The sequence below is a fragment of the Thalassovita sp. genome (assembly GCF_034670005.1).
Classification (GTDB): Bacteria; Pseudomonadota; Alphaproteobacteria; order Rhodobacterales; family Rhodobacteraceae; genus Thalassobius.
In genome coordinates this window covers 39,194-54,192 of sequence record NZ_JAXMOH010000010.1, presented here as the reverse complement: position 1 = coordinate 54,192, position 14,999 = coordinate 39,194, and the positions used below count along the sequence as shown (strand labels likewise).

Sequence of the window (14,999 nt, the reverse complement as noted above, 5' to 3'; positions counted from 1 at the left end):
CTAAAATTCGCCCCCAGCGTTGCATGGAAAGCGCAACTTTCGCTAATAAATTTAGAGCAGCCATGGACACAACCTTTGCGGCAGTGGAATTAGTATAAGCAGCGAAGAAGAATCCCTTTTAATGCAAAACTCTGCTGACTAAGCTGATACGAAACCCGACCTAAAAACCCAACCAAAGGTTTGATAAGAACGATTGATGAGTAAACCGTCCCCTCTGAACTATTTACCGTCTTTGGTTGCGATTATTGCTGCCGTGCTTCTGGCATTCGTATTCGATTTTCAGTCAAGGGAATTTGCAGGGCAGGCCACCCGAGCAGATGTTGTCAACGAAACAGAAGTCCTGCGCGCCCGTCTGCAAAGCCAGATTGATGGCGGCCTGCATTTGGGACGCGGACTGGCGTCGCATCTCAGCCGCAGCGGGGAAATTTCACAGACCGAATTCAGCCTGTTCGTGTCCGAGATTTTTTCCGATCTTCCCGAAGTCATCAACATTGCTTGGGCACCTGACCTGGTTATCACCCGGGTGCACCCTGTCGAGGGAAATGAGAAGGCCATCGGTCTGGACTATCGCAATGTACCGGCCCAACTCGAATCCGTGTTGAACGCGCGCGACACCGGGCAGGTCGTTCTGGTCGGGCCGGTCGATCTTGTTCAGGGCGGCAAGGGTTTCATCTTCCGTGTGCCGGTCTATGCTTCCGGCGATGAAACGGTGCAGTTCAAGGGCGTCTTGTCGCTTGTCTTCGATATGGGCGCTTTTCTGGATGCAACCGGCGTCACCGATCCCAATAGCGATATCTCGGCGACCATCGCAGTCAGCACTGACGACAATGCTTCAGATAACATCTTCTTCGGCCCGCCCGATCTTCTAAACGACCACCCGGTGACGGCGCAAATACTGGTCCCCGGCGACAGCTGGTCGATCTACACGCGCCCTGCCATGGGTTGGGAAGTGGCGGAAAGCTCGTTACTTTACAATCGGTTGCTTATGCTTTTTGTCGCCGCGCTGATCCTGTTCCCAATGGTGACTGCGAATATTCTGGCGGTATCGCGGCAAAAAACCATCCGCGAGATGGAAATCACCGATGCCCGGATGAAGAGCGTAATGAAAAACGTCCCGGGGGTTTATACATCCTACATCATGTTCGAAGATGGCAGCGAACGTCTCGATTTCATCACTGATAGCTGTCAGGGAATTTGGGGGGTTTCCAAAGAAATTGCGATGGCGAACTCTCAGCTTGCCTGGGACATGGTCGATCCGGAATTTCGGCAGGAATTAAGGGAAGAAATCGAACGCGCCCGCAATACATTGACGCCGTGGCATTTCATTTGGCCGATCACCGCGGCCACAGGCGAACGTAAATGGCTTGAAGGTCATGGACAGATGACGGCGATGCCCGGTGGCAGTGTCCGGCGTGACAGCTTCATCACCGATATTACCGAAAAGAAGGAGCGCGAAAAAGAATTCGCGCGACAGGCCGAAATCGTGCGTCAGACACAAAAACAGGAAAGCATCGGGCTGCTGACCGGCGGGGTTGCTCATGATTTCAACAATCTACTGGCCGTTGTGCGCGGCAGTCTGGAACTGCTGCGCGATGATATAACGGACGAGAATGTCGAAGACGACGACCGTCTGAACATTATCGACACCGCAATTCAGGCGACTGATCGCGGCGCCGATCTGACCAAAAGCATGTTGAGTTTCGCCCGCCGGGCACGGCTTGTGCCGGAAATCATCGACCTCAACGATGTTGTGCGTGAAACCGAAGCTTGGGCCGGACGCACCCTGCCCGCCACAATCGACGTGCAGATCGACCTGCAAACCCCGCTGCCGCGCATCCGCGTCGATCGCAGTTCGACAGCTTCGGCTTTGCTCAACCTGATCGTGAATGCCCGCGACGCCATGACAAATGGCGGGACATTGAAAATCCGGACCGCCCTGAAAGAGCTGAAGACCGAAGATATCAATTCGGACGGCAATCTGATGCCGGGGCCTTATGTGATGCTGAGCATAAGCGATACGGGTGACGGCATTCCCCAGGCTATTGTCGACCGGATTTTCGAACCGTTCTTTTCCACCAAGCACCCCGGCAAGGGGTCGGGGCTGGGCCTGTCGATGGTTGAAGGATTCATCAAACAATCTGGCGGCACCATCCGCGTCGATTCTGCCCCGGGTCAGGGCACCACGATCCGGCTTTACTTCAAGGCGCTGGATGGCACTTTTTTGAACAGCCCGGCGAAAAACGCGTCCGGCAGCGGTGCGCAGGCAACGACGCTGCGCATTCTGGTCGCCGAAGACGATGATGGCGTCCGCGCCATTCTGGAATCGACTCTCATTCGGCTGGGACACAAAGTGCAGGCGCAGCCCAGCGGCGACGATGCGCTGGATCTCTTCCGCAACTCACCCGACTTTGACCTGCTGATTACGGATATCGTGATGCCGGGAAAATTGCAGGGTACGGATCTGGCGCGCGAGGTGCGACAGATCAACCCGAATCTGCCAGTGATTTTCCTGTCCGGTTATGCCCGCGACGCCGATGTCGGCGGACCGGAACTGGGCTCGTCGGATATTCGCCTGACAAAACCGGTTCGCCGTAAGGTATTGGCCGAGGCGATCACGCGCGCAATGGCGGCGAAACATCAGGGATAAAGTGGGTTCTCAACGAAAAAGGCCGGAGCATGCCCCGGCCTTTTTATTGTGAGAATGGGTCGGATCAGCTCATGCTGCGTTCAATCCGGTCCAGCGTTTCCATCGCCGCCAACACATCGTGGCAATCGCCATTGGGCTTGCGGCCCTCCTGAATCGCGGCGATGAATTCACGGTCGATCAACTCGATCCCGTTGTTCGACACCGCCACATCGGACAGGTCGATCTGTTTTTCGTAGCCGTCGTATAGGTCGTCATAGCGCGCGATATACGTGCCGTTGTCACAGATATAGCGGAAAAACGTGCCCAGCGGTCCGTCGTTGTTGAACGACAGCGACAGGGTGCAGATCGCGCCCGATTCCGTTTTCATCCCGATCGACATGTCCATCGCGATGCCCAGATCGGGATGTTTCGGCCCCTGCAAGCCGTAAGCTCCGGAGGCCACTTCGCCGGTCTGATATTGAAACAGATCGACGGTGTGGCAGGCGTGGTGCCACAGCAGGTGATCCGTCCAGCTGCGCGGTTCGCCCTTGGCGTTCATGTTGCTGCGGCGGAAGAAATAGGTCTGCACGTCCATCTGTTGAATCTTCAGCTCACCGGCGTCGATCTTATTCTTGATCCATTGATGGCTGGGATTGAAGCGACGCACCTGACCGGCCATGCAGGTCAGCCCGGTTTCTTTCTGCACCTCTGCGATACGGCGCGCGTCGTCCAGCGAATCCGACATCGGGATTTCGATGAAGACCGGCTTGCCCGCGCGCATCGTCGCGATCGCCTGTTCGGCGTGCAGTTGCGTCGGCGTCGCCAGGATCACCGCATCCACATCATCGCGCGCAATGCAGTCTTCCAGCGAGGTCGCCCAGTGGCCGATACCACGTTCCTTGGCCAGGGCTTCGATTTTTTCAGCGGTCGGCCCCATCACCGAGGTCACCGTCACTTCCTCGATCGCGGCCAGCGCGTCCAGGTGTTTAATACCAAAGGCGCCATAGGCACCTGCAACGCAAATTCTCATGCCAATCTCTCCCTCATCGGTGCGGCCTGTGCCACAGCTTCGGTCATGCCTGCAGCTATCATAGTGCCGTGCCGGGGAGGAATTTGAAACAGCTGCCTGCACCATTCAATTTTGTTATAGATTGGCTACCGATGCCATTTCAGCCCCTCCTGCCGGATCATGTCCATGAAGCGCGTCTGGGTTGGCGTCGGGTCCCATCCGGCACGGCATGTCAACCCGATGGAACGGGCGCTGCCCTTCAGGTCGATCGGCAATGTCACCAACATGCCGATTTCCATTTCCACCTCGAGCTGTCGGCGCGACATGATGGTCAGGTAATCGCCGCGCATCATCAACCCGCGCACCAACGCCAGCGAACTGGCCACGATACGCACCGGCGTGTTGGGCAATTGCGGAATTTTCAGACTTTCGAACAGATAGCTGCCGCTGGGCGTCGATTTGGGTGGTGCGATCCAGGAAAAGGACAGGGTATCCTCCAGCGTCAGACCGGATCGCTTGGTCAACGGATGATCCTTGCCTGCCACAACGTAAAGTCGATCTTCGAACAGCGGTTCCTGCACCACGTCGTCGGCAGGCAAGGGATCGCGCAGCGCGCCGAGAATGAAATCGACCTCGCCAAAGCGCAGGTCCCGCAACAGCGTTTCATAAGGTGCATCGATACAATGCAACTGCACCCCGCCTTCTGTCGAACGGAGCAGACGATCCATCGCCGCAGGCAGTATCGCGGGCCGTGACAACGGCAAAGACCCGACTACGATCTGGGTTGAATCGCGCCCCTGTAAGGCACTGATTTCATATTCCCCCTGCCGCATTTCCGCCGCCGCGAGGCGCACGTAATAGGCAAAGGAGTCCGCCGACGGTGTCAGTTGCACGCCGCGCCGCACCGGTTCGAAAAATGTCATCCCCGACAACCGTTCCAAATCCTTTGCCGCCCGATGAACAGCCGGTTGCGACACCCCGAGCTGCCGGGCCGCATGGCTGAAATTTTCCGTCTGCGCCACTGCGGTCAGCGCCCTGAGCTGGGTCGAGGTCGTCAAGCGGTGGAAATCCCGCCGCCCGGGCTGCGATGCCTTGCGCCGTGCCTGTCGTTCGCCCTCTTTCAGTAGATCCAGCGCCCGGTTGACCCGATGCAGGAACAGCCTGCCTGCCTCGGTGGTGAACATACCTTCGGGCCGCCGGTCAAACAGCGGTTCGTTCACCGCGCGTTCCAGCTTTGCCACGGCCTGCGTGACGGCGGGTTGCGACAGGTGCACGCGCTTGGCCGCCTCATTGATCCGATGGCAACCCGCGACTTCGCGCACCGCCTGTAAATGCCTGACATTGGGCAGAGTTACCTGCATCTCACCCCTCCAGATTCATCAATGCTATAACATTTTCAAATTGGAACCAACAAGGAATGAACTGGGGTTTCCCGGGCTTAAGTCTTATGTTCAGCGCAATCCCGGGCCAAGCCCCGGCGAACCAAGATGACCTAAGTAAAAGGATAATACTCAATGGACGCGGATTACCTGCCCTTCCATCCTTCGCCCAAGGTGCCGGAGTACACGCCGCCTGCGGGTGCCGTGGATGCGCATTGCCATGTGTTCGGCCCAGCCGATACGTTTCCTTATTCTGCGAAACGGAAATACACCCCCTGCGACGCCCCCAAGGAAAAGCTTTTCGCGCTGCGCGACCATCTGGGATTTTCCCGCAACGTGATCGTACAGGCGTCGTGCCACGGCACAGACAATGCCGCATTGGTCGACGCACTGGAAACCGCAGGGCCGTTGGCGCGCGGTGTTGCCGTGGTGTCGCCCGATGTAACCGATGCGGAACTCGACGCGATGGACAAGGCTGGCGTGCGCGCCGTGCGCTTCAACTTCGTCAAGCGGCTGGTCGATGATACCCCCAAAGAGGTCTTCACCGGCATCGCCGAACGGATATCCAAGCTGGGCTGGCATATCGTGGTCTATTTCGAAGCCCCCGACCTGGAAGAACTGACCCCCTTCCTGACCAGCCTGCCGGGCATCATCGTGGTCGATCACATGGGCCGGCCCGACGTGTCGAAAGGCGTAGATCACCCCGATTTCGACCGTTTCGTCGACCTGATGGCCAACAACGAAAATATCTGGGTCAAGGTCAGTTGTCCGGAACGCCTGACCGTGGCGGGACCGCCCTATGACGACGTGGTGCCGTTTTCGCGCCGTCTGGTCGACGCGTTTCCCGACCGCGTTCTTTGGGGCACCGATTGGCCCCACCCGAACATGAAATCGCACATGCCGGACGACGGTCAACTGGTCGACGTGATCCCACGGATCGCCACCACTGACGAGGCCCGCCGCAAGCTGCTGATCGACAACCCGATGCGCCTGTATTGGCCCGAAGAAAAGAAATCGTAAGGAGGAAACGTCATGGAACTGGAAGACCTCGACCATCACGTTCACATCGAAGGTACCACGATTTTCGATGGTGAAATGGCGATGAAGGGTTATGCGCTCAACAAAATGTGCTTTTCCTTCAATAAGGCCGCCGCGCGCGAAGCCTATCTCGCTGATCCCGAAGCCTATATGGAAAAATTTGGGCTGAACGAGGAACAGAAACAAGCCTGCCGCGACAAGAACGTTTTGGCGATGATCGCCGCTGGCGGCAATATTTACTACCTCGCCAAATTTGCCGGCATATTCAAGCTGAGCGTGCAGGACGTTGGCGCCCAGCAGACCGGCATGACCACCGAAGAATTCAAGGAAAAACTGCTGAGGCAGGGGGACTGATCCATGGCCAAGATTATCGGAGGGCTGACCACCAGCCACATTCCCGCCGTCGGCAACGCGATTGCCAACAACTTGTATGACGACCCGTATTGGAAACCGTTCTTCGACGGCTACCCACCGGTGTGGGAATGGCTCGACAAGCACAAGCCGGATGTTGCGATCAATATCTACAACGATCACGGGCTTGGGTTCTTCCTCGACAAGATGCCGACCTTCGCGATCGGGGCCGCGCATGAATATGTCAACGAAGACGAAGGCTGGGGCATTCCGCAACTGCCGCCGTTTCCCGGCGATGCCAAGCTTAGCTGGCACATCATCGAAGGCATGGTGGCGCGCGAATTCGACATCACGTCCTGTCAGGAACTGCCGGTCGATCACGGTTTCACCGTGCCGATGCAGCTGTTCTGGCGCGGCGCCCATGCCAACCCGAACATGCCACGCGCGATCCCGGTCAGCGCCAACACCGTGCAACACCCGATCCCGACCCTGAAACGGGCGTTGGACTTCGGCAAGGCGTTACGCAAGTCGATCGAATCCTACCCCGAGGACATCAAGGTCGTGATCCTTGGCACCGGCGGATTGAGCCACCAGCTCGACGGTGAACGTGCCGGGTTCATCAACAAGGAATTCGACACCTACTGCATGGAAAAGATCATCGACGATCCGGAAGAACTGACCAAGATCACCCGGATGGAGCTGGTCGAAAAGGCCGGCGCGCAGGGTACCGAATTCCTGATGTGGATGATGATGCGCGGGGCGCTTGGCGACAAGGTCAACGCGTTGCACCAGAATTATCACATCCCGATCTCGAATACCGGGGCTGGTACGATGCTGCTGGAATGTGCCGACTGATCCTCCCGTCGGCCAAACGAAAAAACGACACGGCGGGCCTGCAAAGGTCCGCCGTTTTGGTTTTTCGCCCGATGTCGCTGCAAAGGGCGATATTCGAACACTTTGAATAGAAATCCAATTTTTACGAATTGTTGAGTGAAGCTCGCCACACTTCCGCTGCGGACTGCGCCCCTTTCAGGTCCCGCACCCCCACAGCACAGGAGGACGGCGCCTTGGACGGCAAAGATTTCGGGCTGCAAACCACGGAAACACAAACCGAAACGCTTTCTGCGGAGAGACAGATCACTACCCAGACTGCGGAATCGGTACTTGGAGAGGATGGCATCGTCCGGGTGCGCATGTTGCCCGGAACCAAAGAAGATCTGGCTTCGGCCAAGGCAACCATCGCCGCCCTCAGCGAACTCTGCGATGGTGGCAAACGTGCTGTCATTGTCGACATGGCCGGAACGCTGAGCGCGACGCAGGACGCCCGGCGGTATTACAGCAGCGAACATGCCACCGACTGTATGACGGCCTGTGCGATGCTTGTCGGTTCGCCGCTCAGCAAGGTTCTGGGCAGTTTCTTCCTGGGCCTGAACAAACCCCGACATCCGATGCGACTGTTCACCTCGGAACCAGAGGCCGTGTCCTGGCTGAAAGGGTATCAGACGTGAGTATTGAAACCCCCGAACTGGCACGCGAAAGTCTGGACCGGATCCTGAACATGATCCTGCAGCTGGCTTCGGGAGATTTTGACGCCCGGCTGGAACCGTCCGGCACCGGCAGCACAATCGACGCGCTGGCGGTTGGGCTGAACATGCTGGCGGAAGAGCTGACAAGTTCGGTGCAGGAAAAGGAACAGGCTCTGCGTGCATTGAGCGAAAGCGAAATGAAATTCAGGACCATCACCGATACCGCGCTCGACGCTGTGATCGTGGTCGACAACGATGGAACGATCACGTTGTGGAATCCCGCCGCCGAGAAAATATTCGGGTATTCCCAAACCGAGGCTTTGGGCCAAAACATTGATATTTGTCTCGGTCCTTCGGAGTTGCGTAAAGACTACAAGGCGAACTGGTCGCGTTTTCGCGAAACCGGTGAAGGGACGGTCGTTGGCGGCACACACGAAACTCTGATACGGACCAAGGACCGCGGCGATATTCCGGTCGAATTGTCAATCGCCCCGGCCTTTCTGAACGGAGAATGGAACGCGATCGGTATTGCCCGCGATATTACCGGGCGGAAGGCGATGGAACAGGCCATAGAAACAGAGCGTGAGGATCTCAAGATAGTGGATCGCACCCTGTCCAGTTTTATCGCCGGGGCAGATACGCAGGCAGCCTTTGATACAATTCTGGTCGAAGTGCTCAAACTGACCGATAGCGAATACGGCTTCCTGATGGATTGTTGCACAGATGATAACGGGACGCCCTATATGCGGGCGCTGGCCCTTTCAGGTCTTTCCGGGACTGCCGATAAGCGGCAATTCATGCGCGATCACGCATCCGAAGAAATCAGGTTTTATGATTTTGACGGCCTGAACGGTGCTGCCATCGTCACCGGCAAGGTCGTGATCGCCAACGACCCCGCCAAGCACCCAAGCAGAAAAGGCACGCCGCAGGGGCACCCACCGCTCGACACATTTCTGGGTATCCCACTGCTGCGGGGCGAAAAAATCATCGGCGAAATCGGATTGGCCAACCGAAAGGGCGGCTATAACGATGCGGTGGTCAAGCGGCTGACGCCATTCCTGTCGGCCATCGCTGAAATCACCGAAGCCCACCAGACCGATGAAGCCCGCAGAAAATCGGAACTGCGGACAGAGCGTTTGGCCAATTACGACACTTTGACCGGGCTTCCGAACCGGGCGATGTTCAATGACCGGCTGCAACATGCGGTGCATCGGGCAAAACGTTATGACGAAAACTTTGCACTGCTGCTGCTGGATCTCGACCATTTCAAGGATGTGAACGATACGCTGGGGCATCCGATCGGTGACGCGCTGCTCTCCGCCGTCGGCAAGCGGTTGGAAGCATCCGTGCGCGACGACGCAGTCGTGGCACGGCTGGGCGGCGATGAATTCGCGGTACTGCAACTGAACCTGCAGGAAACGAAGGACGCCGCCATTCTTGCCCAACGACTGATCAAGCGGTTATCGGCCCCGTTCAAAATCGAAAATCACCGAATTCACACCGATGCCAGCATCGGTATCGCGCTGTACCTGCCCGGCAAAAGCGACCCGACGCATCTTCTCAGCCAGGCCGACACCGCGCTTTATCGCGTGAAAGAAGAAGGCCGCCACGGTTTCCGTTTCCACGACGCGAATGTAGAGGCTGGGTTGCGTCAGCGCGTCACCCTGATCGAGGATCTGCACGAAGCTCTCACGAAACAGCAATTTGTCCTCTACATGCAGCCGCAGATTGACACCCGGGCCAACCGGTTGGTCGGGGTGGAGGGGCTGTTGCGCTGGGATCATCCGGAAAAGGGCATTCGCGGCCCAGGCGAATTTATCCGCGTCGCCGAAGACAGCGGGCTGTTGCTGGATATCGACACCTGGGTATTGCAGCAGGCCTGCAGACAAATGCGCGCCTGGCATGATCAGGGGCTGATGCGGCAGGCAACGGTCAGCGTCAACCTGTCGACCCTGCAATTCAAAACCTCGGAATTCGAAAATGACGTGCTGTCCGCGCTGAACAGCGCGGGGCTGCCGCCGCGTTATCTCGAGCTGGAAATCACCGAACGTTCCCTTGCAGAACGGCCCGACGAAGTGGCGGCGGTTATGCAGCGGCTGGCCGCCAAGGGCATCCGGTTTTCCATCGACGATTTCGGCACCGGCTATTCGTCATTGCAATATCTCAAGCGTCTGCCCGTCAGCAAAATCAAAATCGCGCAGGATTTCATCCGTGACATGATGGCCGACAGCAGCGATGCCTCGATCGTCCGGGCGATCATCAGCCTTGGGATCGAACTGGGTCATGACGTCATCGCCGAAGGCGTTGAAACCCAGGAACAGCTTGAATTCCTGCAAGAAAAGGGATGTTTCCTGTTTCAAGGCTACTATTTCGGGCGACCGCAGCCAACGCCCGAATTAACCGAACGATTGCGACTGGCGGAAGGGTCAGAAGGATCATGGTTACCGTGCGAATAGCCAGACTGACCTGCCGGTTCATACGAAGGTTTTCCTTCCTTGCCAGTCCCGTCGCAGGGGGTCTTTTCGGGTGTTTTGCAGGCATTTTTATGGGGTGAACCCCATACTCAATCCATCCTTCTCCCGAAACATCCCTCCCTGTGCCAAGCTTCCTTTGTTTTCCGATCATCAGCGCGATAAAATACTCAGATAAAGGCCGAACGGGAATCGGTCTGAACTGGACATTGGACCGCTGGCATTGCAGCCGGGCCAAGTGACACAGACCGGAGGCAGTGTATGAGTTTCGTTTGCGCTATTCCCATTATTTCTGCGCTTTTCACGCAATGCGCACCGGCCCTGCCGCTTGCCTCCGGATATGTCGAAGCCGAACATGTGCTGATTGCGCCGGTCGGGTCAGCGCGGATCGAGGAAATGACCTTGAACCGGGGCGATGCGGTGGCCAAAGGCGATGTTCTGGTGCAGCTGGAACGCCGCGATGCTGTGATTGCGCTTGCCGAAGCCGACGCCGCCCTGCGCGCTGCCGAAGCCCGTCAGGCCAATCTGAGTGAAGGACGCCGTACCGAAGAGATCAATGTGATCGAGGCCAACCTTGCCTCCGCCCGTGCCCAAGCCAAGGAAATCGCCCGCGAAACGGCGCGGATATCCAGCCTTGTGGAGCGTGGTGTTGCCCCGCAGGCGCAGCTTGACGAAGCGCAAAGCCGGCTCGACGTGGCCAATTCGCGCGTGGTCGAGGTTCAGGCCAACCTTGCAGTGGCGCGGCTTCCGGCGCGCACTTATGAAATCGCCGCGGCCGAAGCCGATGTCGCGCAGGCCCAAGCCCGCGTCGAGGCCGCCAAATGGCAGTTGAACCGCCGCACTCTCTATGCCCCCGCCGATGGCCGGGTAACGGAAATCCTGCGCAATGAGGGCGAAATCGCCGGGCCACAGGCCCCGGTCCTGTCATTGCTACCCGACGGGACGGTGTTTGTCCGGCTCTACATTCCGGAAACCGCATTCTCGACGATCGAAATAGGGACCCGTTTGCGGATCAATTGCGATGGCTGCGGCGATGGCGCCGAGGCCACGGTCAGCTATATCGCGGAAGAACCCGAATTCACCCCGCCGGTTATTTATTCCGTCGAGAACCGCCAAAAGCTGGTCTTCATGGTCGAAGCGCGCCCCGGCAAGAGTGACAAACGGTTAAAGCCCGGCCAAATCGTCGATGCCGTTCTGCCAGAGATCGCGCAATGACCGAGCCAGTGATCGACGTTTCCGGGTTGGTCAAAAGATTCGACGGCCGAACTGTGGTCGATCACGTCTCGATGAAGGTCGAACGCGGTGAAATCGCCGGTTTCCTGGGGCCAAACGGGTCGGGCAAGACGACAACGATCCGGGTTATGTGCGGGCTGCTGACCGCAGATGAAGGCAGCGGCCGCGTATTGGGTCACGATCTGCGTAAACGCCATCTGATCAAGCGCGAAATCGGATACATGACCCAGCGATTTTCTCTGTATGAGGATTTGACGATCGCCGAAAATCTGGCTTTTGTCGCAGGGCTTTATGGGTTGAAGCCAGTGCAACGATTTGTCCGCGACACGCTGGCCGATCTGGGCCTGACGGCCCGGCGTGATCAACTGGCGGGGACGTTGTCGGGGGGCTGGAAACAGCGTTTGGCGCTGGCCGCCTGCGTGATGCACAATCCCCGGCTTTTGCTTCTGGACGAACCGACCGCCGGTGTCGATCCCAAGGCGCGGCGCGAATTCTGGGACGAAATTCATCTGCGCGCCGAAAATGGACTGACCGTTCTGGTCTCGACCCATTACATGGACGAGGCCGAGCGCTGCCACCGGATCAATTATATCTCCTATGGCAAACTGGTCGCCTCTGGCACCGTGGCCGACGTTCTGGCCAAGGCAGGGCTGACCACATGGGTGCTGGATGGACCGGACACGCCGCAAGCCGCGAAAATGCTGAAAGGGCATCCGGGCGTTGATGAAGTCACCCATTTCGGCACGACACTGCACGTGGTGGGCCGTGACGCTGCCGCGTTGGAACGCAGTGTCAGGGATACGGTGAAGGCCACCGGGGTGCGTGCCGAGCGGGCTGAAACCACCCTTGAGGACGCCTTTATCCGATTCATGGCCGACGGTCAGGACAACATGCAATGAGCCGTATTTTTTCTCTCCGCCGCCTGACCGCGCTTTGGGCAAAGGAACTGATCCAGATGCGCCGCGACAGGGTGACCTTTGCGATGATGCTGGGCGTCCCGCTGATGCAACTGATCTTGTTTGGATTTGCGATCAACAACGACCCCAAGAACCTGCCGGCTGCATTGGTCGCGCCGACACAGGATCACTATACCCGTGCGATTGTCAGCGCGCTGGAACTGACCGGTTATTACCGTTTTGACCACGTCGCCGTCAGCGCCGCCGAAGCTGAGGCCCTGATTGAACGCGGCAGCGTGTCTTTCGTGGTGACGATCCCGTCGGATTTCGGTCTGCGGGTGGACCGGGGCGACCGCCCGACCCTGCTGATCGAAGCCGATGCAACCGATCCCGCCGTTGCCTCGGGCGCAATATCGACACTGGGCACCGTGGCGTCGGATGCGCTGCTGCATGAGATGGGTATTGCATCCCAAGTAGAAGAAAGCGCGCGCGGCCACCTGAACGTTATCGTCCACCGCCGTTACAACCCCGAAGGCATCACGCAATACAACATCGTGCCCGGATTGCTGGGCGTGATCCTGCAAATGACCATGGTGATGATGACATCGATGGCGCTGACCCGCGAAACAGAACGCGGGACAATGGAAAACCTGCTGGCGATGCCGGTCACGGCCACCGAAATCATGCTGGGCAAGGTGCTGCCTTATCTCGGCGTCGGTGCGGTGCAGGTGATCGTCGTTCTGGGTGCGGCGAAAGTGCTGTTCAGCGTGCCCTTCGTGGGCGATCTGGGATTGCTTCTGCTGGGGGTGCTGGTGTTCGTTCTGGCGCTGGTTCTGCTGGGATATTCGATTTCCACTTTTTCGCGGTCGCAGATGCAGGCCATGCAGCTGACGTTCTTTTTCTTTCTGCCTTCTATCATGTTGTCGGGGTTCATGTTCCCGTTCCGCGGCATGCCGGTCTGGGCACAATGGATCGGCGAACTGATGCCACTGACACATTTCCTGCGCATGATCCGCGCGGTGATGCTGAAAGGGGCTGGCCCCGCCAACATACACCCTCAGATGACGGCCCTCATTCTGTTCGTGATCTTCTTTGCGCTGATCGCGCTGGCCCGATTCCGCCGAACACTGGACTAATCGGGCCACCCCTCTTGGACAGCGACGGTGCGTCTCAGACCTCTTCGAGGCCGCACCAATCGGCGATGAACAGTGCCGTGGCCTGGGTGACCCGTCGCATGCTTTCCAGTTCGACGCGTTCATTGAAGCCATGGATCGCTTCGGCGCGCGGTCCATAGACCAGCGCCGGAGTATCGGCATAAAGGCCAAAGAAACGCGCGTCGGTGGTTGCAGTGATTGCCGCCTTGTCGAGCGCGCTGCCGGTCACAGTGCCATGGGCCGCTTCAAGCGCACCTATCGCCGCCTTGGCATTGACCGAGCCGTCCTGAGACAACGCATATCCTTCGGCGTTGAAGCCATGATAGACAACCTCGGGCAACGAGTTCCTGAGAAAATCATTCTGCCGCGCCGCTTCCATCAGTACCGCCTCGATGTCGGCCTTGGCGGCCTCGATGCTTTGTCCCGGGAAAATCGCCATGCGGACATCGAAAACACACCATGCGGGGACCGAGCTGGTCCAGTCGCCACCCTCGATCTTGCCGATATTGAGGTTGAGCGTGTGATCCATGTGGGCGTAGTCGGTGGGCCGGTTTTCAGGAGCGTTCCAGCGCGTTTCCATTTCATGCAGCGCGGCAATCAGCGGGATCGACGCCTCGATCGCGTTGGACCCGCTGCCCGCATAGGCGACATGGGTCGGCAGCCCCTTGAGGTGAACCTGGAACCAGATCACCCCGATCTGCGCGGTCACCAGTTTTTCGGCAAAAGGTTCAGGGATCAGCGCGGCGTCGGCCTTGTAGCCGCGGGCAAGACAGGCCAACGCACCATTGCCGGTGCATTCCTCTTCGACCACGGATTGGTAAAACACATCCGCCGCCGGTGCCAGCCCAAGCCGCCCAATCGCGTCCAGCGCAAACAGGTTAGACGCAAGCCCCGCCTTCATGTCCCCGGCACCACGACCATACATCCAGCCGTCATCGACGCGCGGTTCGTAAGGCGGGCTGTCCCACATATCGAGCGGCCCTTCAGGGACCACGTCGATATGGCCGTTCAGGATCAGTGATCGCCCTTTTTGGGTACGTGAAGTATGGGCCCCTACCACGTTTACGGCATCCTCATATGGGCCAAGCACGGGCGAGAAACCGGGTAATGCGCTGATTTCATTGACGTCGATCTGCCAACGATCAACCGTGTAATTCCGCGCGACCAGTTGTTCGACCATGAATGTCTGGGCGCTTTGTTCCTTGCCGCGGGTGGACGGATGCGCTGTCAGTTCGGACAGAAATCCGATCTGGTCGTCAAATCCGGCGTCAACAGCATCGAGAATACGGGTTTTCAGGTCTTGGTCCATTATCTGC

General features: G+C 58.2%; 12 protein-coding genes. 9 read left to right on the top strand and 3 right to left on the bottom strand.

Annotated features, from left to right (window positions below; all coding sequences use genetic code 11):
* The first annotated feature begins 196 nt into the window (after positions 1 to 196).
* Complete coding sequence (locus VOI23_RS15320) at positions 197 to 2,647, top strand: ATP-binding protein (protein ID WP_323785807.1); 2,451 nt, start codon at positions 197 to 199, stop codon at positions 2,645 to 2,647.
* 64 nt (positions 2,648 to 2,711) lie between these two features.
* On the opposite strand, the gene VOI23_RS15315 is transcribed toward VOI23_RS15320, so the two are convergent.
* On the bottom strand, positions 2,712 to 3,656 hold the full coding sequence (locus VOI23_RS15315; protein WP_323785806.1) for a Gfo/Idh/MocA family oxidoreductase: 945 nt from the start codon (positions 3,654 to 3,656) through the stop codon (positions 2,712 to 2,714).
* Between the two features lie 125 nt (positions 3,657 to 3,781).
* Positions 3,782 to 4,996, bottom strand: a complete 1,215-nt coding sequence (locus VOI23_RS15310) for a LysR family transcriptional regulator (RefSeq protein ID WP_323785805.1) — start codon at positions 4,994 to 4,996, stop codon at positions 3,782 to 3,784.
* 153 nt (positions 4,997 to 5,149) lie between these two features.
* On the opposite strand from VOI23_RS15310, the gene VOI23_RS15305 reads away from it, so the two are divergent.
* The 8 genes from VOI23_RS15305 to VOI23_RS15270 all read left to right on the top strand — a co-directional run bounded on the left by VOI23_RS15305 (position 5,150) and on the right by VOI23_RS15270 (position 13,665).
* Complete coding sequence (locus tag VOI23_RS15305; RefSeq protein WP_323785804.1) at positions 5,150 to 6,034, top strand: amidohydrolase family protein; 885 nt, start codon at positions 5,150 to 5,152, stop codon at positions 6,032 to 6,034.
* A 12-nt stretch (positions 6,035 to 6,046) separates the two neighbouring features.
* The gene (locus VOI23_RS15300) at positions 6,047 to 6,406 is read left to right on the top strand and encodes a protocatechuate 4,5-dioxygenase subunit alpha (RefSeq protein WP_323785803.1); all 360 of its coding nucleotides are present in this window, start codon (positions 6,047 to 6,049) and stop codon (positions 6,404 to 6,406) included.
* Between the two features lie 3 nt (positions 6,407 to 6,409).
* Positions 6,410 to 7,258: a class III extradiol dioxygenase family protein gene (locus VOI23_RS15295; RefSeq protein WP_323785802.1), complete on the top strand. Its 849-nt coding sequence runs from the start codon at positions 6,410 to 6,412 to the stop codon at positions 7,256 to 7,258.
* Positions 7,259 to 7,470: 212 nt separating this feature from the next.
* Positions 7,471 to 7,911: a hypothetical protein gene (locus tag VOI23_RS15290; protein WP_323785800.1), complete on the top strand. Its 441-nt coding sequence runs from the start codon at positions 7,471 to 7,473 to the stop codon at positions 7,909 to 7,911.
* Positions 7,908 to 10,385, top strand: a complete 2,478-nt coding sequence (locus VOI23_RS15285; RefSeq protein ID WP_323785799.1) for an EAL and GGDEF domain-containing protein — start codon at positions 7,908 to 7,910, stop codon at positions 10,383 to 10,385. The genes VOI23_RS15290 and VOI23_RS15285 overlap by 4 nt, the downstream gene beginning before the upstream one ends.
* 276 nt (positions 10,386 to 10,661) lie before the next feature.
* Positions 10,662 to 11,615 carry an HlyD family secretion protein gene (locus tag VOI23_RS15280; protein ID WP_323785798.1) on the top strand — a complete coding sequence of 318 codons (954 nt, stop codon included), beginning with the start codon at positions 10,662 to 10,664 and terminating at the stop codon, positions 11,613 to 11,615.
* A complete protein-coding gene (locus VOI23_RS15275) occupies positions 11,612 to 12,532 on the top strand; it encodes an ABC transporter ATP-binding protein (RefSeq protein WP_323785797.1) in 921 nt (306 codons plus the stop codon). The genes VOI23_RS15280 and VOI23_RS15275 overlap by 4 nt, the downstream gene beginning before the upstream one ends.
* Entirely contained in the window at positions 12,529 to 13,665 is a 1,137-nt protein-coding gene (locus tag VOI23_RS15270; protein WP_323785796.1) for an ABC transporter permease, read from the top strand. Before VOI23_RS15275 ends, VOI23_RS15270 begins: the two co-directional genes overlap by 4 nt.
* A gap of 34 nt (positions 13,666 to 13,699) precedes the next feature.
* Here the strand turns inward: VOI23_RS15270 and VOI23_RS15265 are convergent, their stop codons facing one another.
* The gene (locus VOI23_RS15265) at positions 13,700 to 14,992 is read right to left on the bottom strand and encodes an ArgE/DapE family deacylase (RefSeq protein ID WP_323785795.1); all 1,293 of its coding nucleotides are present in this window, start codon (positions 14,990 to 14,992) and stop codon (positions 13,700 to 13,702) included.
* Positions 14,993 to 14,999: the final 7 nt, after the last annotated feature.